The sequence below is a fragment of the Litoreibacter sp. GN1-5 genome (assembly GCF_055693805.1).
On record NZ_JBVFUP010000001.1, the window covers coordinates 2,051,630 to 2,076,798 of the forward strand.

Here is a 25,169-nt window from a genome sequence, read left to right on the forward strand (position 1 = left end):
AATGTTATTAGAGACCGTCAAGCTCGCGATACAAGCCATTTTCCGAAACGCGCTGCGGTCCTTTCTGACCGTTCTTGGCATCGTGATCGGCGTGGGGGCCGTGATCGCAATGGTCACTGTCGGACAGGGTTCGACCGAACAGGTCACTGCGGATGTCGAGAAGCTGGGCAGCAACATGCTGATGATCATGCCGGGGCAAGATGCGATGGAAGGCGGCCCCGCTGGCACCACCGATCAGATGTTCACCATCCGAACAAACAATCTGCTTGAAGAACAACTCAGCGTGATCAACGTGTCCGCGCCTATGAGCATGGCCCGCGCACGCGCGGTCTTTGGCAACGAAAACCGACGGACTGATGTTGTCGGGACCGACAACCGTTATTTCACGGCGGCACGTTGGGAAATCGCGCGCGGTCGGATATTTGATGAAACCGAAATCAAGTCCGGCAAACCGGCTTGCGTAATCGGGGAATCCGTGCGTAAGGATCTCTTTGGAACCTCTGACCCGATTGGCGAGGTGATCCGCATTAAGAAGCTGTCCTGCGAGATCGTCGGGTTGCTGAAATCCAAGGGCGCATCAACGTTTGGCAGCGATCAGGACGATTTCGTCATCATGCCAATTCGCACCTTTCAGCGTCGGATTTCCGGCAATACGGATGTCTCTTTGCTGATCGCGGCTGTCCGCGAAGGCGTTGCCACCGAGCGCGCGAAGGAAGAAATCGAAGCCGTTCTGCGCGAAATCCGCCGCATTGGAAAAGGCGAGGACGACGATTTCACCGTCATGGATATGAAGCAGATTGCCACAATTCTGTCAGGCATTACGGGTGTTCTTACCGGGCTTTTATCTGCCGTAGCCGCTGTTAGTCTGCTTGTGGGCGGCATCGGTATCATGAACATCATGCTGGTGTCCGTCACTGAGCGCACGCGCGAGATTGGCATCCGTCTGGCCATCGGCGCGCAGGCGCGTCAGGTTCTGATGCAATTTCTTGTAGAAGCGATCATTCTGTCCCTGTTTGGCGGACTGATCGGCATTGTTACCGGGTTGGGGCTTGGATGGGTCGGTGCGAATATGCTGTCGATCCCGTTCAGACCCGATCCCAACATCATACTTCTTGCCTTTGCCTTTTCTGCAGCAGTTGGCGTGATCTTCGGTTTTTTCCCAGCTCGCCGCGCGGCACAACTGAACCCAATTGATGCCTTGCGCCACGAATAGTTAAGTGGTCCCATTTATTCGGACAGTTTTGCAGCGTCTCTACCCTGCACCTTTGATATATTCTGCGCGCGTGCGGATGTGGACGATGGCTCAGCACGCTTGAAGATCGAACGCATCGCAACAAGGCAGTCGTTGCATTAGCAAACAAACTGATCCGGATTGCATGGGCCATTCTGACAAAACCAGGCAAGAACTACCTGTGATCAAAAGGGGCAGCAGCATGACCTGACATTTTCGATTGTAGACCAATTGCAAGGGAAGTGATGACCAAACGGCTGATCGACCACTGGTAAGACAATTGAACTCTTTTACAAATCGAAACGCAAGCACACGAAAAACGACATGCTGTCACCCATTTACTTCGAAGAAAAACAGCTCAAACTCAAAAAGACTGATATCTAGAAAACTAGGGGCACCCCAGTAGATCCATCCGCCTTGCCCTACGAGATGATGTCAAATATCGGATGTCCTGGGTTGAGTTCGAATATCTCTGATGGATCTTCATCTTGATAATCCTTAGTTTCTAATTTCCCATCATCATCACCGAACTCTTGGTCTATCTCTCTTGTGTTGATACCTACTTTGAGCAACAGACGACGCTCAGCTGAATCAATCTTGCCATCGCTAAACGCGGCATCAACCAATTTTGCCGCAGCTTCCGGGGTGAAGGCTTTTTGTTCAAACTCCAAGTTTTCTTCTCCGGGTCGATCTTGATCAGGCCAAGCCGTTCGAGATTTATCAATGTCTTTTCGTCAGCTTTGCCATCCGTAAGCATTAATAGAATCTTCGCAGCCTCGCTATCCGTCAGACCAGTGGTACTGTCAAACGTGTAGCCCGCGGCTTCGAACCCCCCTGTGAAGGCCCCCGAAGTAGTGGGTTTCGAACCAATGGAGCTCTCAGTTATACCCTTCGTTGCATCCTTAATCGCGCTTGCGACAGCTACTCTTTCCTTTTTTCCGTCAGTAGTCGCGGGTTGCGGCTTTTTCTTAGGCGTTGCCGGGCCCACAAAATTGACCTGCGTCGTGCGACGAGGTTGAGCATTGAAAACAGTGGCGTTTTTCTTCGTCATTAGCATGTCGATTGCTTGTTTTAATCTGCGCGGGCCAACTTCGCGGAAATCTCCTATTTCTGCGTCACCACCTCTTTCGTTTGTGTTGAATCGTGGTTTTCCTGATTTGTTTATGGCCCAGCGAAACTCCATTGGTGTAAGCTTTTGACCATAGGTTTTCTGCGCATATTCCTGCGATACCAAAGCAAGGCTTGATATCACGGGAGCGGACAAGCTTGTGCCGTCTTCTTCCGAAAAATCGTCTCTATTATCATTGGTTGGAACCCATCTTTTGAATCCTGGCACGGTTACGCCTGTTAGATTCTGGCTAAACCGTGCGCCACTCGCAATATCGTCTCTATTGCCTCGATCATTGCCAGAAACTGAAACGACAGTACCAGAAGAAAGGAGTGCATTTTTTTCAATAGGTCCAGACCCTGAATTGCCCGATGAGGCTACAACAATGACGCCATTTCTATCTAGCTTCTCCAAAACGCGCATCAAAAGTGCTCGTGCACTACCATTTGGATTAAGGCGGTATACTGCTGAGATATTAACAACGATAATCTTATCAGGATTATTTGCAGCCCGGTCCGCAATTTTATCCAGACTCTCAATTATATTCAAATATTCTCGCTTAATAGTTGGCCCAGTGTTGTCAACCACTATTGCGCTTGCACCTCTTGCAATTCCTTTTCTAAGCTGTCTGGTGTCGGGATCAATGTTGTCGCCAACAATTAATGAGGAAACCGCGATGCCATGATTTTTTTGATGGGCAGTTTGTTCTCTCTGCGGGGGACCGTTAGGTCTCACGTTCGTAATAGTTGCATCTGATAGCGCTACATGGTCTAGATTTACAGCGCTATCCATGACGTAGACTTCCGTTCCTTCTCCATCCAATTCATTCCTGTCGGGGTCTTTAAATATGGCGTCACTGCTTTCCGGAAAATCTATATCATCCCGGATGCGACCCCCTCTAAGCAAATATTCAGAACCTTGTAGCGTTGGTTGCGGCTCGGCATCTGCTGGCGGCAACTGGCTGGTTAAACTCACGCCCTGCGGTCCGGTCGCGTTATCTGCAATGACTCCACCAGGACCGATCAGCTTTGCTTCGACCTCACTATCTTCGGCGACCAATCCGTGGGTGCCGGGCACAACGTTCTCAAAGCGATAATGCCCATCATCATCTGTGTAGGTATAATATTCCCCTTCATCCCATTCTCCATCCGCATCCTCATCGAAGAATACGAGTGTATCCGGGCGCCCTGTTTCTTCTGGCAGGTCTTTGATGTTGTTGCCATTGAGATCGTTAAAGACGTCACCCTCGACATTGCCCTCCATACCGTCGCCAGGGCGGCTGTAATACGGCGGCGCGGGTTCCGGGCCTGGGGCAAAGACCGGATCGAATATCGTGGTTTCCGAAACGGCCGGCGCTGCGTCATCTGGAACATCTTTGAGTGCGTTTTCGTCCAGGCTTATGAGTGTTTTTTTGCCTGGTTTGAAGATGTCGTATTTGTCTGCGGTTTCGAGCGTGTCTGGGTTTATGCCACCTTGTCCGTCGGGGAATTTTTTAGCCAGCAACTTCCGGTCTTCTATGTCGACCCCTATTGCGTCGAGGAGGTCGTCTTTTTCCCCTTTTTTGAGGGAGGGTGAGCGCAGGATGTTTGCGACGATGCGGTTTGGTCTGTCACCTGTCATGGCATCTTTGTTGATCGACCATGTGCCGGATTTTTCGTCGATCTTGATGATGCCTTTTTTGATGAACAGGTCGATGTCCTTGGCGCTCATGGGCTTGCCACCATTCAGTGCCATGAGCACATTGGCCCCCTCACCTGCTTCGAGGCTTGTCCCGTCATCATCGAAGTCGAAGCCGGCTTTGCTCATGTTCTGAACAAACTTTTCAGCGTTCACGCTGCCTGATCCCGCAATGTCCGTCCCGGTGGTGGCAACCGATCCAGTTGGGACGGGATCGACGCCTAGCTTTTTGGCGTAGTTTTTGTTGAAGTAGTCAAACGTTGCAGAGAACTTGGCGCCAAGCGCTCTGGCCTCTGCTGGAGTGGCATTACCATTGGCGACCATCCACCATAGGCTTGCGATCTCACTATGTTCGCCACCGCTGCTACTTGCATCGAGATCACCAACATCGTCCTTTTCGAGAGCTTCTTTCCACGCTGTGGGATTTTTTACGTTGCCGGCTTTGCCTGTTCCGTCCTGCAAAATACGATAGAAAAAATTCTGTACCATATCCGCCCGCAGGCCGGTCCCATCCTCATCGACATATTTTTCAATGTCGCGCGCATGGGCCGTGATCGCGAGCGAGTCAACATCGCTTTTGCTTTCGAATTTGAAGTCAGGTGAACCGTAGGCGTCTTCCTCAGTCGTCCCATCTATGACGCTAAGAGATTTAATGCCGTTATCCTTGACCTCGTCCAAAAGCTTCTCACCGCCAATGATATTGAGAGAACGCACAATACCCGCAATGCCTGCGCCCATGGCTTTGTTGCGTTTTCCTACCCGGCCCTTACTATCTTTGGTATTGAAGATAAAAATATCAACAACATCACTCATCATATCAAGAAAGGCATCATTGCCACTGGGTTTATACGGTTCGACCTCTCTCCCGTCGGTCGAGCGTTGATACAGGCGCCCTTTTACGACGCTCTTACCTTTATATGTGATGACAAATTTGGTGTTGTCCTTGCTATCAAGCTTGACGTCCCAGTTTTTTAGATCCTTTTCGGTCTGCTTGTTTTCTTCCAGAAAAACGCCAAGCAGAGAATTAAACCCACCAGCAGGCGTTCCATCAAGAATCCGTTGCACACTTGGGCGGATACCGCCGCTTTTTTGCTTCAGGCCGCTGGAATCGTCCGCCGAGACGCTAAAGCCATCCGTCTCTTCAGCCGCAGTGCTTCCATCATCGGTTTTGCTGTTTGGGTCTGTCTCTTTGACGCTGCTGCGCGTGACGAACGTGTTATCGGGGCCCATAATCAGGTAGCCGTCATCAATCGCGCGGTTGATCTCGACGGGGTGCAAAGTTCCGTCGCCATTGCCATAGCTGTCATCAATCCGTGTGCGCAGTTTCTTGTCGTCAAAGCCCAACTGGCCCGTGATCTTGTTGCGCCCCTTTTCGGTATCTGACGCAAAGGTCAAAAGCTTGCTGTTCTTGTTCAATGCAAAGGTAATGCGCTTGAGCTCTGTTGGTTCCAACTTCGTCAGATCGACGCTCCATTTACCATCCTTGATCACAATCACACCGCGATCAATGAACTTGGCAATGTCTTTGGCGCTCAGAGGCTTGCCACGATTGGCCGCTTGCAGGGCGAACATCGCAGCCGTCTTGCCCTTCGCATCACCCCCATACTCAAGACCGTCCTTGGTCACGACGCCCTTCTTCTCCATCAGCTTGGGCAGATCTTTCATCGTCACAGGCTTGCCGTCATTGGCCGCAATGATCTTGTCGCCGATCTCCTGATATTGCGGCTCCGGTGTGAACTCCGTCGGATCGGTGGGTCTGGCACCCGCAGACGGCTTCGTCTCGGCTGGCTTGCCCGTCGTCGTATCCACAGGCTTGCCAACCGCGCTCTTGGCACCGGGCTTGACGTTGAACGACACAACCGCGTCGCGGAAATCATCGCCTACAAACTCACCATCACCTTTGGAGCGCAGGCGGTCCTCAAACCCGATCGCTTGTGTCCCTTCCTCAGGATTGACCAATAGCCGCGCACGTTGCGGATCACTGCCCGAGATGATCGCGCCGTCTTGGGTGATATTGCGCACCCGCACCGCAGGCGGCGTTTTGCCAACCTGGTTGATATCGACATATTGCTCTGTCTCTTGGTATCCAAAGCCCTTCCTGGCAATCACCGTCCATTTCTTCGTCTTGGGATCAAAAACCTCAACCACCAACTCATCTTCAGTATTGAACTCAACCTTCGTGCGCGACTTCTTGATGGTGCCCTTCGGCACAGAAGGCGGGGCGTCGGTCGCGTCAACCGGCGAGCCAAAGGAAGGACCCGCAGGTTCGACTGGACCAGTGGTGACCGTATCACCTTCTGACCCATCGCCTGGCTTAGATGGTGCTGGCTTGCCATCCGGTGTTGCACTTGGCTTCTTCTGAGGTTTGATGGTTATAATGGCATCATTAAAATCACCATCGCCTTTGAAGCCAACAGAACCATCGGGCTCCAAGCCATCTACTCGGCCGTCGCCAAACTCATCAAAAGAAATTGTAATGGAGCCATCTGCATTGCGCGTGCTGCGTGACGTACTTCCTGCAGGATTGCCATCAACCTTCGCCGCAGTTGTCGCCACCACGTAGCCACCTTTAGGGTGGCTTTTATCAACATTGAAAACGCTGAACTCACCATCAAGCTTGTCAGGCAGTTTAGCCGTCAGATCCGTGACAACAAAAGGAACTTTATCTTGGGCATTCGGTGTCTGCTTTTTCTTGCGCGCCACGACGATAGGTTTCTTCGACCCTTTGGGAGTGTAGAGCACCATCAGCTCATTGGACGATTCAAACGACGCCGTGACCTGCTGGACAGGCGCATCCGTCGTAATCCGCGCCTGCGCCTGCACCGTTTGCCCATCCAACCGAACCTGGGCCGTGTCGGAAGATTGCGATCTGTATAAACCGGGCGTGGCTTCACGCGATACAGGCTTGCCAGTCACAACCCGCGCAATCCGAGCCCCGACATCACCCGGCGCGACGTCCACACCTTTGGAGGCCATATAAGCACCGACAGCCTCCCCATACTCCTCGTTCAATGTCTTTTGACGCTCAGATGGTGTCAGGCCAGCCCGCAGGATAATCGTCCCCCGCCCACCATTCCGCCCTGCCACAAACGCACCGTTCGCACCATCCGGAAGCTGCGTCTTGCGATCACCAGGAACCGCAACAACAACCTTGGGTGTCTTAAAACCATCCAGAGAAACTTCGTCGCCACTGCCACCCAAAAACTCATCAATTAAAAAATCCATGAAAATCTGTTCGCGTAACGTGCGCTCTTGTGCCGTCATTCCGTCAATTGCTGTCGCAAGCTCCGCACGACCCTCAGCAGTCGAAACCTGCCCCTTCAATTGAACGCGCGGCTGGGACACCGAACCGTCACGACCCCCGCCAGACCGCACACCACCTGCAGAGCCGCCATCAGACCCCGTGTCGGACCCCTTTACACCACCTCGCCGGACACCCACCCCATCAGCTTCTACCTTATTGCCAAAGCCAACACCATTACGACCAACCAGCTGTGTATTTGACATTTGAAAACTCCAATATGAGACCTGACCGTCAGCTTAACTACAAAAAAATAGCAGAAAAATTGCGCCAGCTACTCAAACATCAAACCGATCCCTGAAACACAAGACAGTCCCAGATACGCAGATCTGATACGTAGTACGGGAAGTGTCTGACGTCAGTGCCAATGGGACAATTTAGGTCGATTTGATAAGAGAGAGCTTCTGGCACATCGTAACCACCAAGGAGTGAAGATGGGCAAGAAACCCGGACCATCGAAGGACGCCCCTGACAAGCCCGTCAGCTGCATCAAGCGTAAAGCCCGCAATTACTCAGCTGAAGAGAAGATCAGGACTGTCTTGGCCGGTCTGCGGCGCGAAGGGATTTCTGAGAGCCCCTACTACCCTTGCTCACAAGGACTTCCTTGAAGCGGGGATGAACCCTATTCGTCTAAATTGGCAATACTCTGGCCACCGCATTCAGGCCCCAGCTTTCATTGGGGCGATCCGGTACCAGCATTGGCCTGCGTGTCCCAAGGGCCCGCTTCCGGTCTCCACGCTTGCGCACTTGCAGCTTCTCCTCGCGATAGAGCCATCTCAGCTTCTTCCGGTTCCCGAAGCGGATGTAAAAATGTCGGCAAACTAGGGAAGTTAGCGGGCAAGGTAGACTTGGGTGCTTGCTGAAATTTTGTTGAGCTACTGGGCTTAAGGAATGGACTCTTATGATCGAGAAAAGTTCATAAACTCAGGACAAACATATTGCCGTTTTGCTGTTTTAGGGGCATTGTGAGAATTGTCCGCTATCGTAATATTTCGCCCTCAACCGGACTCGGCCCCGATATCGCTTTGCCGCATTTCGTTTCATTGTACAAAACCAAATCTATAAGCTCAGGGAGCACCTTTTATCAGTTTTGTCACAAGTTCGTAAAGTTCCTGCGCAGGAAGGTTCAGGGCTTCATTTTCCTCAATCCATGCTTGCGCGGCGGGAGCCGCTACCGCTTCGTTAATATCGCCAAGAATTTCGTCATTTATGGTGATCTGAAAAATAAAATTTTCAGCTAACGCAGGTCCCCAAGCATCCATTGTTACACCGTTGTAATACTCGACGTAGTATTCAAGCGCTTCATCTACTGACGACAACAGCGCTACGCGATGCTCAACGGGTAGACCATAAAGTGCGTCGGTATTCACAACGACAGGGCAATTGACTGTGCCAGGATTTAGGTTGGTCGTCCACCACGTGCCACTGTTGATCGTATTGTAGGACATATGTGCATGGGGTGCAAAGCTGACTGCTTTTATTGTGCCATTTTCCAAGGCGTCTTTTACGTCGGGCGCAGGAATCGGAACCAAATCGGCACCTAAAGCTGCGATTGCTTGACCCACGCCACCGGTTGCGCGGATTGGCATTCCTTCAAAATCGGTCAATGATGTTGGCGGCGGTCCTGATCCAACAATGTTGTATTGCGGCAGAGGGGAAGGCATCAAAAGTGTTGCATTCCAACGCGCCATGTCAGCTTGTGTCGCAGGGTGTTCATATACTGCCAACGATAGTTCGATTTCCTGTTTCAGCGATGTGACGCCAAGAAATGGTAATTCCAGCACCGTGATTGACGGGTTTTTCTCGCGATGATAACCAGCGCAAAACTGGGCCATTTCAAAAGCGCCGACTGAGATACCGTCAAGGTTTTCACGGCTGTTCGACAGGCCTCCATAAGACAGGTTAAGTACGAAATTACCGTCGGTCTTTTCAGAAACAAGTTCGGCAATCTTTTCGATATGTTCGGTGAATGCTCGACGTTTGCCCCAAAGAGAAACGTCCCACTCCGTCTTGACATCAGTGGCTACAATTGGATTTGATACGGTCTCGTCTGGGCAAGCGGCGCCGAAACAATCAACAAATTCTGTTCGAACTCTAAGAGGGCCAAGGGTGGACTCAATCAAGTAATATTCGGCGTTAGCCTCAATCAGCTTGCCTGTCATCTCAAAGCCACCGTCGTTTGCTTTTAGCGTCACATTTTGCGCGTCTGCCTGCGCGACAAAACCAAATGTTGTGCAGGCTATTACGACAGCGATCTTAAGGTCGATCATCGTAAGGGAGAAATTTGCTTTCATAATAATCAGCCTTTCTTTGCTATTAGATCGTCGCTTAGCGTCACGCCAAGCTCGGCAGCCAAAGGACTATCCATGGGAAGGCGACCAAAAGTCCAATCGTGATGGCGTCGGCAATGAAAAAGGGAGTAACACCTCTGAACACATCTTGTACGGAAAGATCGTCTCGAACGCCGGCCACCACAAAGCAGTTAAGGCCGATAGGCGGTGTGATTAGACAGAACTCTGCCATCTTGACCACAAGTATACCAAACCAAATAGCACACATGGGTCCAGACATGCCGAATGTGCTGTCTGCGGCACTTACAGCTTCGCCGCCGTTTAACGCCATCACCGCAGGATAAACTACTGGGAGCGTCAAAAGCAGCATACCAATAGCATCCATGAACATTCCAAGTACAGCATAGGCAAGTAAAATGCAGATCAGAATGAGCATTGGTGACATTGTCAAAGACGTAATCCAGTCCGAAAACGCGCTTGGCAAATCAGCAAAACCCAAAAACCGTACGTAGATGAGAACACCCCATATGATTGTGAAAATCATCACGCTAAGTTTTGCTGTCTCCAGCAATGCGTCCTTAAGCTCTGGCCAGCGCATGCCTTGGTAAAGTGCCATCAGAAACACGACAAAGGCCCCTATTGCGCCACCTTCCGTGGGTGTGCCCCATGCGTCGCCACCGAACGGGTTATAAACAAAGCATATGATTGTAACGACAACGAAGACGATGGGTAAAGCAGGCGGTAATGATGCAAATCTTTCGCGCCATTTGTAGCCGCTGACGGGCGGTCCAAAATTCTTGATCGTCAACGCCATAACGATAATCAGCATTGCGTAGATGAGGGCCGAAAACGCGCCGGGAATGAACCCTGCCAATAGTAGCTTGCCAACGTCTTGTTCGACAATGATCGCGTAAATTACTAAGATTGCCGAGGGTGGAATAAGCGACGCTAGCGTGCCCCCTGCTGCCACAACGCCCGCTGCAAATTGTTTGTTGTAGCCAATCTTGAGCATCTCTGGAATTGCGATCCGCGCAAAGACCGCCGAAGTTGCGACCGAAGCACCAGAAACCGCAGCAAACCCAGCAGTTGCAAAAACTGTTGCGACCGCCAGCCCTCCGGGCACCCAGGCGATCCAGCGTTTAGCAGCCTCAAATAATGCCTTGGTTAGCCCAGCGTAATAGGCAAGATAACCAATCAGAATAAAAGTTGGGATCAAGGATAGTGCTTGACTTGAGACTTTGGAGTGCGGCACTTGGCCTGCGGTTTTCACAGCGACTCCAAGCGCCCAACCGAAATCGTCAAAACCGTAGTCCTTCTTGGCCCAGAAAATCCATATCAGCCCGATCATGCCTGCTAGTCCTGCCGCGAAGGCGACCCGCATACCCAAAACGACCAGCACCAGCATCCCGCCAGTGACCCACAACCCAATATCAATTGGTTCCATCAGTGTTGTTCTTTCAATTGGTCAGCTTCCATTTCGGCTTGTGTCGCTGCATCGGCGATCATTGGAACCGCGATGGCACGGCCCGTCACGATGGCCCGACCATAGGCCCAAAGTTGAAGGCATAACCGCAGACACAGGATGCCGAAAGCTACGGGTGCAAGCAGTTTTGCGGGCCAAATTGGCAGCGCAATATCCATGGAACTGTCGCGGCTCCACATGGGAGCTGCAAAATCGAAGCTGCGAACAAAATGCGCCCAGCTACCCCAAACCAACAACACCATCAGCAATAGCACTGCCAGAGTGGTGATCAATTCGACCGTATAAAGGGCACGCCCACGCAATTTTCCGACAACTATATCCATCCGAATATGTCCGCCTTCGCGCATCACATATGAAATGCCCATGAACGCGATCAGCGGCATCGCTTGTTCGATCCAATCTACGTAGCCCGGAAGAGGTAGGTTCAACCCATTTCGGCCAGCGACCGACACGACGGCGAGTATCATAAGTCCGAAAACACCAATGCCACTTAGAAGGGCAAAAATACGTTCAAGTCTGAGAAGTGTTTGGTCAAATTTGCTGAGAGTGCTGTCATCTGTCAGCACAAGAGACGCTATTGCCATGGGGACCCCCGACAGAGTTCAATGCGAAGTCCAGAAGAGACCCCGCACATCACGTGCGCGAGGCCTCAAGGATATTACTGATCTTCGGCAATCATATCGGTGACAAGGTCGTAAAGCTCTTGTGCAGGCAAACCGGTGGCGCTGTTCTGTTTAATCCAAGCTGTCGCTGCGGGTGCCGCCACTGCCTCCTTGAAGCCTGTGATCTCTTCGTCAGAGAAGCTGACTATTTCGATGCCGCGTTCTTTTAGGGCAGGCCCCCAAGCGTCCATAGTGGCACCATTATAGTTGGCGATATAGTGGTCCAGCGCTTCATCGACTGAGCCCAGCAACGCATCACGATGCGCGTCAGACAGACCATCTAATGCGTCAGAGTTCACCACCACAGGACAGTTCACCGTGCCGGGGTTTAGATTTTCAGTCCACCATTTTGCGTTTTCGATTGTGCCAAAAGACATGTGCGCATGCGGCGCGAATGCAACGGCTTTAACAACACCGGAATCCATTGCCTGTCGCACTTCGTTTGCGGACATAGATGTAGGGACGGCGCCTACGGCTTCCATCGCAGCGCCGATGCCCCCGGTCGCGCGAACGCTAAGCCCTTCGAATTCGGCAAGCGTGTTGGGCGCATCGCCCACGCCAACGATATTGTATTGTGGTAGTGGTGAGGGCATCAAAAGCGTGGCATTCCAGCGCGCAAGATCAGCAACGGTGGCCGGATGTTGGTAAACGGCCATGGACAGCGCAACTTCTTGTTCTAATGATGTCACACCGAGAAAAGGTAACTCCAGAACTGTGATAGACGGGTTTTTGTCGCGGTGATACCCAGCACAAAACTGCGCCATTTCAAACGCACCAATTGATATACCGTCCAAATTTTCGCGGTTGTTCGATAGACCGCCATAACTGATATTTAGAGTAAACTCGCCATCTGTTTTTTCGTTCACCAACTCAGCAAGCTTTTCAATGTGTTCAGTGAACGCACGCTGTTTGCCCCATAGAGACACGTTCCACTCTTCCGCCATCGCTTGACCCGTAAGAACAGTCGACAACGCAGTGATCGTTATAAAGTTTTGGTATTTTTTCATTTAGCTTCCTCCCAGAATTAATTCTCAATACTAAAACAGAAAAGCGAGCGCCATACGCATGAAGAAATTTGCGGCATATTCCACCATATACCTGCGGATTTCCGCAGGGCTATAACAGGGCCTCCTTATCAAGACCCAGCTTGACAATCTTCTCGTTCAAAGTGCGCCTGCCAATACCCAGTGCATCCGCAGTGTCATCCATCCGTCCACCATGAGCTTGGATGGCTTTACTAATTATCTGACGCTCAAAGGCTGCCACAGCCTCTCGCAGACCCGAACGCTCTAACTGGTTGCGATTGGCATCAGACAGCACGTCCTGCATCGAGCCTAACCCGTGGCGCGCCGTCATCACACGACGCTCAGTCAGGTTACGCAACTCCCGGACATTGCCGGGCCAGTCATGAGCGATGAGGGCGGCAAGGTCTTCATCTGTCAGCTCAGGCGGCTCGGTTTCATAAAGGGTGGCAAACTCTTGCAAGAAGCGCACAGCAAGCAGTGTTATATCATCTCGCCGTTCACGTAAGGGCGGCAGATCAATAGTGAAGCCATTCAAACGGTAAAGCAGATCGGCACGCAAGGACCCGACCGCTACCGCTGCCACCGAATTTTCATTAGTGGCAGAAATTATGCGCAGATCGGTCGTTTCCGGTAAACCTTGCCCAGATCCGAAAATCTCGCCTGCTTCGATCAGGCGCAACAGCATTGGTTGCATATCAATCGGGCAAGCACAGATTTCATCCAAAAACAAAGTGCCGCCTGCGGCGCACCTTGCGATATGGGGTAGTTGTTCCACATTGATTTGCGCTGCATTCACAGCGATATACGGACCGTCACAGCGGGGTGACAGATCATGGATCGCTCGTGCAACTAAATCTTTTCCGGTGCCCGTTTCGCCATGTATTAGGATAGCGGCATCGCTTCCAGCGACCATGACAACTGTGTCGCGTAACATGTGCATTTGTGCTGTCTGCCCCAAAAGAACACGGTCGAGACCTGATAACTGGCGCAAACGCGCCTTCAGCCGCTGGTTGTTTTGCCGCATTTTGTGTTGTTCGGCAGCATGTGACAGGACCAACAAAAGCCGCTTTGGATCAAATGGCTTTTCAATAAAGCTATAGGCCCCATGGTTCATGGCCTCGACTGCGGTGGGAATGTCGCCATGTGCCGAAATGAGTACAATTGGCGGCTCGGCTGGAAGGGTGCGTAACAATTCGAGACCTGACATCTCTGGCATCCGCACATCCGACAGGATTGCATCGGGTTCGAATTGGGTAATCCAACGTTGCGCATCTGTTGCACGGGCCAGAGGCTTTGCAATCCAACCGGCCGCTTCGATCAGATCTACAAGCGAGTTCCGCATCAAGCGGTCATCTTCTATAACCAATATACGGTAGCCAGTCACTTAATATGACTCCCATTCTTGCAAGGCAGCTCGACGCGGAAAACTGTCCCTCCACTTGATCTATTTGACGCTGTAATTAGTCCACCATGATCTGAGATGATACCTGCGGAAATCGTCAGTCCCAGCCCCATACCCTCACCGCTTGCACGGGTTGTTGCAAAAGGCTCTCGTAAGTCGTCCAACGACTGGCCTTGCAAACCGTGGCCCGTATCTGCGACTTCGAACCATACACCGTCTGAAGCGCTCCCAATCGTGATGTCTATCTGACGTTTTTCGGTCTCTTCAACAGCATCTAACGCGTTACGCACAATATTGGTCATCACCTGTTCAATACGTAGCTTATTGGCACATACATGAACTTGAAAGCGCGGGCGGTGAAATTCGACATGAGCAGCACGCATGCTAATGCTGGGCTCCAGCATTTCTAACGCATTCTGCATAGCGTCAGCTAAATCAAAATCTTCGAAGCTGTCGCGCCCTTTGCGAGAAAAGAACTTTAGCTGAAGCGTTATGTTTTCCATCCGCGCCACGAGGCTCTGCATCTTTTCGCTTAATGGAGACGGTCCAATTGTTATTTCAGATGCGGCCAATTGATTGCGCATGGCAGCAATTGGTTGACCCAACTCATGCGTGACGGAGGACGCCAATTGTCCAAGTGCCGCTAATCGGCTTGCTCGCTCCAATTCGACTTGTGTCTTTTGTAAGTTAAATTCAGCAGCGCGACGTTCTTTAATTTCGATGGCGAGCCGGGCGTTCGCTGCCCGCAATTCCGTCTCTTCCCGCTCTGAATTGAATAGTGCTGTACGGATACGCCGCATACGGTTGAGTTGCCAAACGCAAAACAGCAACAGAATTAACGTCAAAAGTGTCCCGGTTGTGAGCAAGGATCTCGTGACAACCAGATCGTCGGGCACGAAAAAATGTAGCGACCAGCTATTGGGCATATTGGCCGTGGAGAGATACAAAAGCCGCACGCCATCCATTGTGGCAATCTGGCGGTTTTGATCGAATGATCCGTCCAGAGCAACCAATGGCTCCGAGCCAAATTGCCGTGACGCAACGATCCGTTCGCGCTGAACCAGTGTCAGAGGGACCATTGTTTTGTAGCGCCAATCAGGGTCGGATGCCAACAGGACGACACCATCGGCGTTTGCCAATACGATCCGCTCTCCCGAAGCCTGCCAAGTGTCTTGCAAGTCCGATAGATCAATCTTGATAGCAATCACACCTTGCGCATCTGCTTGCTGTGCGCGGACCGGCATTGCGTAGAAATAGCCGGGAATACCTGTAGTGGCTCCTATGCCGTAGAACTCTCCCAATTCGCCTTTACGCGCCGCCTTGAAATAGGGGCGGAAAGCATAGTTCTGCCCCTTGAAGCTGTTTAGGCTTTTCGCATTCGAGGCTGAGATTGTGACACCATCACTGTTCATGAGATAGATGGCGTCAAGTCCAGCACTTTGCGCAAATCTTGCCAACCGTTTATCTAGTTCCTCCGACGGGCCGCCTTCCAAGGTGCGAACAACTACTGGGTCAAGCGACAACAAAAAAGGCAAATGCGCAAAATGACGAAGCTCGGATTCAAGCGTGTTGCGATACAGCGTCAAACGTGCCTCGGCGTTCTCGATCTCACGTGCCTGAAAATAGGAAAATGATGCGAAATACACGCCTGTTGCTAGTCCCATTAAGGCAATAAAAAAGAATATTGGTTTATATAAACGCATGTTCACTAGATGAAGGCTGACATTCTTAAAAGCAATTTTCGGACCCCAAGTTGAACGCAACCTGCTTAAGGACTACCATTGCGTGTTCTAGCCAAAACTCAAGTCTATCTCAATGTATCGGTCATTTTTTGGCTTGGCCAGTTCCCAAACCGGCGTATTCATTTGTGCCACCCGCGTCTCTAGTTCAGAGTCAATTCTGGTCCCATGACTGCGTTTAGCAGGGTCATGGAGATTGCCGGGATATATGTGACCATGATCAGGAAGACAAAAAGCACGGCGAGAAACGGCAGAGACGCCTTTACGACGCGCATCATCGGCATGCCAGCCACGCCTGAGGTCTGTCTGTCGTCAGAGTTTAAGTTTCTGTTTGAGTTTAGGCAGCAGTTGATTGGTGCTGCAATCGGCGTTTTTGGATTGTCTTCTTTTTGATCTCCTCTCTCATCTTCAAGATTTTCGCGCCTCGGCCGTGATAGACGTCGGTTGGCGTCAGATTGCTCAAGCTCTCGTGGTACCGGTTATTGTTGTAATGTTCGACAAATGCGCCGGTCTGGCCTTCCAGGTCGCCGGGTAGGAAGTAGCTTTCTAGGAGGACACGGTTCTTCATTTTTTGGTGCCACCGCTCAATCTTGCCTTGTGTCTGGGGGTGCCTATTCCCCACCCTCGTCAGCAGTAGCAGGTGGTTCATCAATTTGGCTAGGCGTGCCCTCTACCGGAGTTCTGGGTGGCCTTGAAAAGATTTCAAATGAGCTAGAAGAGAAAAACTGAGCCCTTAATTTTCCAAACGTGAACTTGTTGAAAGCAGCATTTTCGCCAGTCACCGCTTCTCCCGTTACCGGATCTAGTGCGGGAGTAGTGTACGGACCGAAAGCCGGCCCAAACGGCCTTGGAGATACAAAACCATATGCGATTACTTTGAAGTTTTGCAACGTACCTTTGGCATAAGCCGTTCCAGTTTGTATGCCCCACAAAGCCATGAGACCACCAACACGCCCAAGTTCCACAAAAGCTCGAATTTTTGCCATCTGGCGTGGCGTATTCGGTCCATATCTAGCGGCCATCTGGCGCGATAAATATGTAGCCCCTGGAGGAGCACCGATCTTTGAACCAAATGATGCCACCGGGCCTAGAACCGTGGCTAATTTGTCAGAAGTAGTACCGTTTTTCCAGACATCAGATATGTTAATAGTACTGGAGAAACCGATACCGCCACGAGCATTTACGTCTGACTTCTCCTTGAAATTCTGCCAAAGTCTCGACAATATACCATTTGCAGGTTCGGGAACATCAGCAGGAACAGCAACTGGTCCACCTTGCTCAAGAGCTTCAGGGCCACCTGGTGGTAACGCACTTTCTGTGCCTTCTGCTTGACTGAACCCACGCGATATCATTTGATAAAGACTTTTAAGCCCATTTTGAAAAGCCGGTAAACCTATTACCGAGTTTAGCGAATACCCCATAAAGGTGGTTAAAGTTGTATCTCCACCTCGTTTCCAGCCACCGTCTTTTTTCTTCGCCAGCGGAATGAATATAGTGGTTGTATCTTGTAACCCGTGATTAGCAGTCTTGACGCCGATCTGGCTTAAGTCGAGATTCCAGCCAGAGTCACCCCAATAGCGAATGCCCAAACCAGTTGTCGTTTGCGCATTACCGTTGGCGTCAACAGTAACCCCGATACGCGCAAATATTCTCGTCTGCTCAAGCCCTTTGAAGTTACCTATGCCGAGCTTCTTTACCACAAAGGTCGTGTCTATAGAAGGTTCAAAATTAAAGACAAATTTTGTTTTGTCTTTCGGATCTATTGTTCCATTTTCTACGCCTTGTCTGTACTGCTTCTTGGCATCTGCTATTGCTTTTTCTCTTGCTTCATCTAGCTCAGTCGAGATCGGATCAAAGCTAAAATCTTTAGATTCCATTTTTGATATCGAGTTATAACGATTATCTACCTGATCAAGCGCGGAATCAACTTCCGCTACGTCATTGGGATCCTTCTGTGGAATACTAGTAACAAGGTCAGTTGCCTGTTTCGCACCTTTACCTAGATCAACAACCGGTGTTCCAGATTTTTTGACCTCTTCCAAAGCCTCATCATCGAGAACAAACAGGCCTGATCCACCCTTTGAGAATATCGGTGTATCAAGATTCTCAATCGCGTCTGGGTTTATGCCACCTTGTCCGTCTGGGAATTTTTTAGCCAGCAACTTCCGGTCTTCTATGTCGACCCCTATTGCGTCGAGGAGGTCGTCTTTTTCCCCTTTTTGAGGGAGGGTGAGCGCAGGATGTTTGCGACGATGCGGTTTGGTCTGTCACCTGTCATGGCATCTTTGTTGATCGACCATGTGCCGGATTTTTCGTCGATCTTGATGATGCCTTTTTTGATGAACAGGTCGATGTCCTTGGCGCTCATGGGCTTGCCACCATTCAGTGCCATGAGCACATTGGCCCCCTCACCTGCTTCGAGGCTTGTCCCGTCATCATCGAAGTCGAAGCCGGCTTTGCTCATGTTCTGAACAAACTTTTCAGCGTTCACGCTGCCTGATCCCGCAATGTCCGTCCCGGTGGTGGCAACCGATCCAGTTGGGACGGGATCGACGCCTAGCTTTTTGGCGTAGTTTTTGTTGAAGTAGTCAAACGTTGCAGAGAACTTGGCGCCAAGCGCTCTGGCCTCTGCTGGAGTGGCATTACCATTGGCGACCATCCACCATAGGCTTGCGATCTCACTATGTTCGCCACCGCTGCTACTTGCATCGAGATCACCAACATCGTCCTTTTCGAGAGCTTCTTTCCACGCTGTGGGATTTTTTACGTTGCCGGCTTTGCCTGTTCCGTCCTGCAAAATACGATAGAAAAAATTCTGTACCATATCCGCCCGCAGGCCGGTCCCATCCTCATCGACATATTTTTCAATGTCGCGCGCATGGGCCGTGATCGCGAGCGAGTCAACATCGCTTTTGCTTTCGAATTTGAAGTCAGGTGAACCGTAGGCGTCTTCCTCAGTCGTCCCATCTATGACGCTAAGAGATTTAATGCCGTTATCCTTGACCTCGTCCAAAAGCTTCTCACCGCCAATGATATTGAGAGAACGCACAATACCCGCAATGCCTGCGCCCATGGCTTTGTTGCGTTTTCCTACCCGGCCCTTACTATCTTTGGTATTGAAGATAAAAATATCAACAACATCACTCATCATATCAAGAAAGGCATCATTGCCACTGGGTTTATACGGTTCGACCTCTCTCCCGTCGGTCGAGCGTTGATACAGGCGCCCTTTTACGACGCTCTTACCTTTATATGTGATGACAAATTTGGTGTTGTCCTTGCTATCAAGCTTGACGTCCCAGTTTTTTAGATCCTTTTCGGTCTGCTTGTTTTCTTCCAGAAAAACGCCAAGCAGAGAATTAAACCCACCAGCAGGCGTTCCATCAAGAATCCGTTGCACACTTGGGCGGATACCGCCGCTTTTTTGCTTCAGGCCGCTGGAATCGTCCGCCGAGACGCTAAAGCCATCCGTCTCTTCAGCCGCAGTGCTTCCATCATCGGTTTTGCTGTTTGGGTCTGTCTCTTTGACGCTGCTGCGCGTGACGAACGTGTTATCGGGGCCCATAATCAGGTAGCCGTCATCAATCGCGCGGTTGATCTCGACGGGGTGCAAAGTTCCGTCGCCATTGCCATAGCTGTCATCAATCCGTGTGCGCAGTTTCTTGTCGTCAAAGCCCAACTGGCCCGTGATCTTGTTGCGCCCCTTTTCGGTATCTGACGCAAAGGTCAAAAGCTTGCTGTTCTTGTTCAATGCAAAGGTAATGCGCTTGAGCTCTGTTGGTTCCAACTTCGTCAGATCGACGCTCCATTTACCATCCTTGATCACAATCACACCGCGATCAATGAACTTGGCAATGTCTTTGGCGCTCAGAGGCTTGCCACGATTGGCCGCTTGCAGGGCGAACATCGCAGCCGTCTTGCCCTTCGCATCACCCCCATACTCAAGACCGTCCTTGGTCACGACGCCCTTCTTCTCCATCAGCTTGGGCAGATCTTTCATCGTCACAGGCTTGCCGTCATTGGCCGCAATGATCTTGTCGCCGATCTCCTGATATTGCGGCTCCGGTGTGAACTCCGTCGGATCGGTGGGTCTGGCACCCGCAGACGGCTTCGTCTCGGCTGGCTTGCCCGTCGTCGTATCCACAGGCTTGCCAACCGCGCTCTTGGCACCGGGCTTGACGTTGAACGACACAACCGCGTCGCGGAAATCATCGCCTACAAACTCACCATCACCTTTGGAGCGCAGGCGGTCCTCAAACCCGATCGCTTGTGTCCCTTCCTCAGGATTGACCAATAGCCGCGCACGTTGCGGATCACTGCCCGAGATGATCGCGCCGTCTTGGGTGATATTGCGCACCCGCACCGCAGGCGGCGTTTTGCCAACCTGGTTGATATCGACATATTGCTCTGTCTCTTGGTATCCAAAGCCCTTCCTGGCAATCACCGTCCATTTCTTCGTCTTGGGATCAAAAACCTCAACCACCAACTCATCTTCAGTATTGAACTCAACCTTCGTGCGCGACTTCTTGATGGTGCCCTTCGGCACAGAAGGCGGGGCGTCGGTCGCGTCAACCGGCGAGCCAAAGGAAGGACCCGCAGGTTCGACTGGACCAGTGGTGACCGTATCACCTTCTGACCCATCGCCTGGCTTAGATGGTGCTGGCTTGCCATCCGGTGTTGCACTTGGCTTCTTCTGAGGTTTGATGGTTATAATGGCATCATTAAAATCACCATCGCCTTTGAAGCCAACAGAACCATCGGGCTCCAAGCCATCTACTCGGCCGTCGCCAAACTCATCAAAAGAAATTGTAATGGAGCCATCTGCATTGCGCGTGCTGCGTGACGTACTTCCTGCAGGATTGCCATCAACCTTCGCCGCAGTTGTCGCCACCACGTAGCCACCTTTAGGGTGGCTTTTATCAACATTGAAAACGCTGAACTCACCATCAAGCTTGTCAGGCAGTTTAGCCGTCAGATCCGTGACAACAAAAGGAACTTTATCTTGGGCATTCGGTGTCTGCTTTTTCTTGCGCGCCACGACGATAGGTTTCTTCGACCCTTTGGGAGTGTAGAGCACCATCAGCTCATTGGACGATTCAAACGACGCCGTGACCTGCTGGACAGGCGCATCCGTCGTAATCCGCGCCTGCGCCTGCACCGTTTGCCCATCCAACCGAACCTGGGCCGTGTCGGAAGATTGCGATCTGTATAAACCGGGCGTGGCTTCACGCGATACAGGCTTGCCAGTCACAACCCGCGCAATCCGAGCCCCGACATCACCCGGCGCGACGTCCACACCTTTGGAGGCCATATAAGCACCGACAGCCTCCCCATACTCCTCGTTCAATGTCTTTTGACGCTCAGATGGTGTCAGGCCAGCCCGCAGGATAATCGTCCCCCGCCCACCATTCCGCCCTGCCACAAACGCACCGTTCGCACCATCCGGAAGCTGCGTCTTGCGATCACCAGGAACCGCAACAACAACCTTGGGTGTCTTAAAACCATCCAGAGAAACTTCGTCGCCACTGCCACCCAAAAACTCATCAATTAAAAAATCCATGAAAATCTGTTCGCGTAACGTGCGCTCTTGTGCCGTCATTCCGTCAATTGCTGTCGCAAGCTCCGCACGACCCTCAGCAGTCGAAACCTGCCCCTTCAATTGAACGCGCGGCTGGGACACCGAACCGTCACGACCCCCGCCAGACCGCACACCACCTGCAGAGCCGCCATCAGACCCCGTGTCGGACCCCTTTACACCACCTCGCCGGACACCCACCCCATCAGCTTCTACCTTATTGCCAAAGCCAACACCATTACGACCAACCAGCTGTGTATTTGACATTTGAAAACTCCAATATGAGACCTGACCGTCAGCTTAACTACAAAAAAATAGCAGAAAAATTGCGCCAGCTACTCAAACATCAAACCGATCCCTGAAACACAAGACAGTCCCAGATACGCAGATCTGATACGTAGTACTGACCTGCTCGCCTTAGAGACCGCTAATTTAGGTTAGCTCTGTTCATGTTTTGGTCTTCCTTTGACCGGTTAGCATATTCTGCTGGTGTCATTCCAGCGAGGCTGGAATGGGGGCGTTGGTGGTTGTAGTCGGCGCGCCATGCCGCAATCATCGGCAGGCATGGCGCGGGCTGTCGAAGAGACGCTCGTTCAAGCGTTCGTCGCGCATCCGGCCATTAAAGCTCTCTACGAAGCCGTTCTGCATTGGTTTCCCCGGCGCGATGTAACACTAGTCCACCTTGCGGTTTTCCTGCTATTTCAGGATCGCATTCGACGTCAGTTCGGTGCCATTATCTGACACGACCAGACACGAATAACCACACACTGACCGCCTATGGATATGCTTACCACAGCGGCAAGATATTCCCGGCTGAAGTCGTCAATGACATTCAGCACGCGGAACCTACGGCCGTCCTCCAGCACGTCAGACATGAAGTCGAGCGACTAACTCTGGTTTGGCCCTTGTGGGATGACCAAACTATGAAGTTGGTTCCAGAAAAACCTACATATTTCAAGCTTCATAGCATCTAAAATAACACTAATTGTGGGGTTTTCTATTGCTATTCTTAATGACTCTCAGGTGATCGAACTCCCGATCAGTCATTGCTTGATTATTCTTATAATTATTTCAAAAGGGTGGATTCACAAACGAAGTGCAAATTCTGTATCAAAACAGAATGTTGCATGGAGGATATTGAATGGGAACCCACTACTCTCACCTGAGCTTAGAAGAACGACGTAAGATCGCAAAGTGGCGTGAAGCCAAAATGTCCATGTCTGAGATTGCGGATCGTCTGGGCCGCGATGTCTCAACGATCTACCGAGACGTTCGACGCAACCACTATGATGACCGGGAACTGCCACAGCTAAACGGTTACTACGCTTTGAGCGCTCAGGACATGTATGAGCGCCGTCGTGCAGTTCATCGTAAAATGATCGTCCATCCAGAACTGAAGGCAGCCATTGAGGATCGGCTCAAGGCCGGCTGGTCGCCAGAACAGATCGCGGGACGGATGCGTCTTGAACGCCACCCGATCCGCGTTAGCCACGAGACGATCTATCGGTTCGCCTATTCCAAAGACGGTCGCGATGAGCAGTTCTATCGCCACCTGCCTGAACATCGCCGTCGCCGCAGGCCACGGGGTTACCGCAGGCACAACCGAACGCATATCTTCGATGTGCAAAGCCTTTCACACAGGCCCAAGAGCATCGCAGCGCGCGCTGAGTTCGGCCACTGGGAGTGCGATTTAATGATGTTCCGCAAAGAGCATGGAAAGGTGAACGTGACCTCTCTGGTCGAGCGCGTCAGCCGATACGCGGTCGTGATGCGCAATGAAGATCGCCAGTCCAAACCGATCATGGAAGCCCTGATCCAAGGCTTGGCTCCCCTGCCCGCCGATGCGCATCAATCAATCACCTTCGACCGAGGCACCGAGTTTTCGGCCTGGAAGCACCTCAAAGCTGGGATCGGTGCAGATGCTTGGTTCTGTGACCCGCAAGCGCCCTACCAGAAAGGCACTGTCGAGAACACGAACAACAGGTTGCGGAAGTATCTCCCCAGATCGACCGAACCGACGGCGCTGACAAATCGATATTTGAGGTCGATTTGCCATCGCCTCAATTCAACGCCGCGCAAGTGTTTGAATTACCGGACACCGGCGGAAGTCTTCGAGACCAAGCTGATGGAAATTCAGAACCGATTGGAATAGAACGACATATCAGGAACTGCACTTCAGCGTGAATTCACAAAGCATAAGAGAATATACAATTTATCGCCTCGAACTTCGAGATGAAAACCTGGGATGACGACCCCCGGCCTTACAAATACGCTTAAATACCACCGTACAAAGGCCAAGTTGACCCAGTATATGCTGGCAGAAGCCACTGGCGTGTCTCGCAAGACGATCAACACAATCGAGAACTCAGTCTTTGTCCCCTCCACCGTTCTTGCGCTGAAAATCGCGCGCGCACTAAACCTTCGCGTGGAAGATATTTTCACCCTTGCAGAGCCTGAAAAGACCAGCGAACCTGATCAGAACTAAATTTCCCGGAGACAGCCATGTCCTTTGACAAAATCATCGATCGCCGCGGCACCCATTGCGTGAAGTGGGACAGGATGGAAGCGCTTTACGGTGTGTCTCCCAAAGATGGCCTATCCATGTGGGTTGCTGATATGGAGTTTCAGCCGCCTCAATGCGTGCAGGATGTTGTGCAGGAAATGCATAACCATGGTGTCTATGGTTATTTCGGCGATGAGACCGAATATCGCACCGCAATTCAATGGTGGATGACAAACCGCCATGGTTGGACGATTGAACCTGACTGGATTTTCACGACGCATGGTCTTGTGAACGGCACCGCGCTTTGTGTGGATGCCTTCACAAATCCCGGCGACGGGATCGTGTTGTTCACACCTGTTTACCACGCTTTCGCACGGGTCATAAAAGCTGCCGGGCGTGAAGTGGTGGAATGCGAACTGGTCAACACTGCAGGCCGTTATGAGTTGGACTTTGATGCCTATGATGCCCAAATGACCGGGTCCGAGACCATGTTGATCCTGTGCTCGCCCCATAATCCGGGTGGACGGGTCTGGACCAAGCCGGAATTGCTGGCGATTGCAGCCTTTGCAAAACGTCATGATCTGGTGCTGGTCTCTGACGAGATTCACCACGACCTCGTTTTTCCAGGCAACACCCACATTCCCATGGCCCATATCCCTGGCATCACTGACCGCCTTGTCATGATGACAGCCACGACCAAGACGTTCAATATTGCGGGCAGCCATTGCGGCAACGTGATTATTGAAGATCCGGATTTGCGCGCACGCTTTGCCGCACGAATGGCGGCTTTGGGAATGTCGGCCAACTCTTTCGGCCTGTTCATGACGACGGCCGCTTATTCCCCGGACGGCGCAGCTTGGGTGGATGAGCTTACAACCTACCTCGACGGCAATCGTAAGCTGTTCGACGCGGGTATAAATGCCATTCCCGGCCTTGCGTCAATGAATCTGGAAAGTACCTATCTGTCATGGGTCGATTTCTCTGGCACCGGAATGCAGCGGTCTGAATTCACTGATCGCGTTCAGACACATGCAAAAATAGCCGCCAACCATGGCCCCACCTTTGGCAAGGGCGGCGAGGATTTTCTGAGGTTCAACATCGCGGCCCCGCGCAGCTTCGTTCAAGATGCAGTAGCGCGAATGCAAAAGGCATTTGGAGATCTGCAGTAAGCG

The 25,169-nt window shown here is 51.6% G+C and carries 13 protein-coding genes and 5 pseudogenes; 5 read left to right on the forward strand and 13 right to left on the reverse strand.

Annotation, left to right across the window (positions count from 1 at the left end):
- Nucleotide 1: 1 nt before the first annotated feature.
- Together ACZ1HF_RS10300 and ACZ1HF_RS10305 are read left to right on the forward strand one after the other, a co-directional pair.
- Nucleotides 2-1,213, forward strand: a complete 1,212-nt coding sequence (locus ACZ1HF_RS10300; protein WP_472657415.1) for an ABC transporter permease — start codon at nucleotides 2-4, stop codon at nucleotides 1,211-1,213.
- Between the two features lie 80 nt (nucleotides 1,214-1,293).
- Nucleotides 1,294-1,416 (forward strand): annotated as a pseudogene (locus tag ACZ1HF_RS10305) (IS110 family transposase); the annotation flags it as partial.
- Between the two features lie 374 nt (nucleotides 1,417-1,790).
- On the opposite strand, the gene ACZ1HF_RS10310 reads toward ACZ1HF_RS10305, so the two are convergent.
- From ACZ1HF_RS10310 to ACZ1HF_RS10370, 13 genes and pseudogenes are all read right to left on the reverse strand, one after another.
- Complete coding sequence (locus tag ACZ1HF_RS10310) at nucleotides 1,791-7,523, reverse strand: S8 family serine peptidase (protein ID WP_472657416.1); 5,733 nt, start codon at nucleotides 7,521-7,523, stop codon at nucleotides 1,791-1,793.
- Between the two features lie 433 nt (nucleotides 7,524-7,956).
- Nucleotides 7,957-8,109, reverse strand: a pseudogene (locus ACZ1HF_RS10315) (IS3 family transposase); the annotation flags it as partial.
- A 275-nt stretch (nucleotides 8,110-8,384) separates the two neighbouring features.
- On the reverse strand, nucleotides 8,385-9,479 hold the full coding sequence (locus ACZ1HF_RS10320; RefSeq protein WP_472657417.1) for a type 2 periplasmic-binding domain-containing protein: 1,095 nt from the start codon (nucleotides 9,477-9,479) through the stop codon (nucleotides 8,385-8,387).
- 172 nt (nucleotides 9,480-9,651) lie between these two features.
- Nucleotides 9,652-11,052, reverse strand: a complete 1,401-nt coding sequence (locus ACZ1HF_RS10325; protein WP_472657418.1) for a TRAP transporter large permease — start codon at nucleotides 11,050-11,052, stop codon at nucleotides 9,652-9,654.
- Nucleotides 11,052-11,675 (reverse strand): TRAP transporter small permease subunit, encoded by a 624-nt coding sequence (locus tag ACZ1HF_RS10330; RefSeq protein ID WP_472657419.1) that lies wholly within the window; start codon nucleotides 11,673-11,675, stop codon nucleotides 11,052-11,054. The genes ACZ1HF_RS10325 and ACZ1HF_RS10330 overlap by 1 nt, the downstream gene beginning before the upstream one ends.
- 74 nt (nucleotides 11,676-11,749) lie before the next feature.
- Nucleotides 11,750-12,760 carry a C4-dicarboxylate TRAP transporter substrate-binding protein gene (locus ACZ1HF_RS10335; protein WP_472657420.1) on the reverse strand — a complete coding sequence of 337 codons (1,011 nt, stop codon included), beginning with the start codon at nucleotides 12,758-12,760 and terminating at the stop codon, nucleotides 11,750-11,752.
- Between the two features lie 109 nt (nucleotides 12,761-12,869).
- Nucleotides 12,870-14,162: a sigma-54-dependent transcriptional regulator gene (locus ACZ1HF_RS10340; RefSeq protein WP_472657421.1), complete on the reverse strand. Its 1,293-nt coding sequence runs from the start codon at nucleotides 14,160-14,162 to the stop codon at nucleotides 12,870-12,872.
- On the reverse strand, nucleotides 14,159-15,826 hold the full coding sequence (locus ACZ1HF_RS10345) for a sensor histidine kinase (protein ID WP_472657422.1): 1,668 nt from the start codon (nucleotides 15,824-15,826) through the stop codon (nucleotides 14,159-14,161). The genes ACZ1HF_RS10340 and ACZ1HF_RS10345 overlap by 4 nt, the downstream gene beginning before the upstream one ends.
- Nucleotides 15,827-16,062: 236 nt before the next feature.
- Nucleotides 16,063-16,221 (reverse strand): annotated as a pseudogene (locus ACZ1HF_RS10350) (C4-dicarboxylate ABC transporter permease); the annotation flags it as partial.
- 35 nt (nucleotides 16,222-16,256) lie between these two features.
- Nucleotides 16,257-16,529: pseudogene (locus ACZ1HF_RS10355) on the reverse strand (integrase core domain-containing protein); the annotation flags it as partial.
- Nucleotide 16,530: 1 nt separating this feature from the next.
- The gene (locus ACZ1HF_RS10360) at nucleotides 16,531-18,081 is read right to left on the reverse strand and encodes a hypothetical protein (RefSeq protein ID WP_472657423.1); all 1,551 of its coding nucleotides are present in this window, start codon (nucleotides 18,079-18,081) and stop codon (nucleotides 16,531-16,533) included.
- A 23-nt stretch (nucleotides 18,082-18,104) separates the two neighbouring features.
- A complete protein-coding gene (locus ACZ1HF_RS10365; protein WP_472657424.1) occupies nucleotides 18,105-21,761 on the reverse strand; it encodes a hypothetical protein in 3,657 nt (1,218 codons plus the stop codon).
- Nucleotides 21,762-21,921: 160 nt separating this feature from the next.
- Nucleotides 21,922-22,381: pseudogene (locus tag ACZ1HF_RS10370) on the reverse strand (integrase core domain-containing protein); the annotation flags it as partial.
- A gap of 254 nt (nucleotides 22,382-22,635) precedes the next feature.
- On the opposite strand from ACZ1HF_RS10370, the gene ACZ1HF_RS10375 reads away from it, so the two are divergent.
- From ACZ1HF_RS10375 to ACZ1HF_RS10385, 3 genes are all read left to right on the forward strand, one after another.
- Entirely contained in the window at nucleotides 22,636-23,646 is a 1,011-nt protein-coding gene (locus ACZ1HF_RS10375; protein ID WP_472656299.1) for an IS30 family transposase, read from the forward strand.
- Between the two features lie 93 nt (nucleotides 23,647-23,739).
- Nucleotides 23,740-23,979 carry a helix-turn-helix transcriptional regulator gene (locus ACZ1HF_RS10380; protein WP_472657426.1) on the forward strand — a complete coding sequence of 80 codons (240 nt, stop codon included), beginning with the start codon at nucleotides 23,740-23,742 and terminating at the stop codon, nucleotides 23,977-23,979.
- A 17-nt stretch (nucleotides 23,980-23,996) separates the two neighbouring features.
- Nucleotides 23,997-25,166: a MalY/PatB family protein gene (locus tag ACZ1HF_RS10385; protein ID WP_472657427.1), complete on the forward strand. Its 1,170-nt coding sequence runs from the start codon at nucleotides 23,997-23,999 to the stop codon at nucleotides 25,164-25,166.
- Nucleotides 25,167-25,169: the final 3 nt, after the last annotated feature.

What these genes read in the sequence shown, in the direction of transcription:
- ACZ1HF_RS10385 (WP_472657427.1), top strand. Translation starts at nt 23,997, where the DNA reads ATGTCCTTTGACAAAATCATCGATCGCCGCGGCACCCATTGCGTGAAG.
- ACZ1HF_RS10310 (WP_472657416.1), bottom strand. Translation starts at nt 7,523, where the DNA reads ATGTCAAATACACAGCTGGTTGGTCGTAATGGTGTTGGCTTTGGCAAT.
- ACZ1HF_RS10380 (WP_472657426.1), top strand. Translation starts at nt 23,740, where the DNA reads ATGACGACCCCCGGCCTTACAAATACGCTTAAATACCACCGTACAAAG.
- ACZ1HF_RS10330 (WP_472657419.1), bottom strand. Translation starts at nt 11,675, where the DNA reads ATGGCAATAGCGTCTCTTGTGCTGACAGATGACAGCACTCTCAGCAAA.
- ACZ1HF_RS10325 (WP_472657418.1), bottom strand. Translation starts at nt 11,052, where the DNA reads ATGGAACCAATTGATATTGGGTTGTGGGTCACTGGCGGGATGCTGGTG.
- ACZ1HF_RS10320 (WP_472657417.1), bottom strand. Translation starts at nt 9,479, where the DNA reads ATGACAGGCAAGCTGATTGAGGCTAACGCCGAATATTACTTGATTGAG.
- ACZ1HF_RS10335 (WP_472657420.1), bottom strand. Translation starts at nt 12,760, where the DNA reads ATGAAAAAATACCAAAACTTTATAACGATCACTGCGTTGTCGACTGTT.
- ACZ1HF_RS10300 (WP_472657415.1), top strand. Translation starts at nt 2, where the DNA reads ATGTTATTAGAGACCGTCAAGCTCGCGATACAAGCCATTTTCCGAAAC.
- ACZ1HF_RS10375 (WP_472656299.1), top strand. Translation starts at nt 22,636, where the DNA reads ATGGGAACCCACTACTCTCACCTGAGCTTAGAAGAACGACGTAAGATC.
- ACZ1HF_RS10365 (WP_472657424.1), bottom strand. Translation starts at nt 21,761, where the DNA reads ATGTCAAATACACAGCTGGTTGGTCGTAATGGTGTTGGCTTTGGCAAT.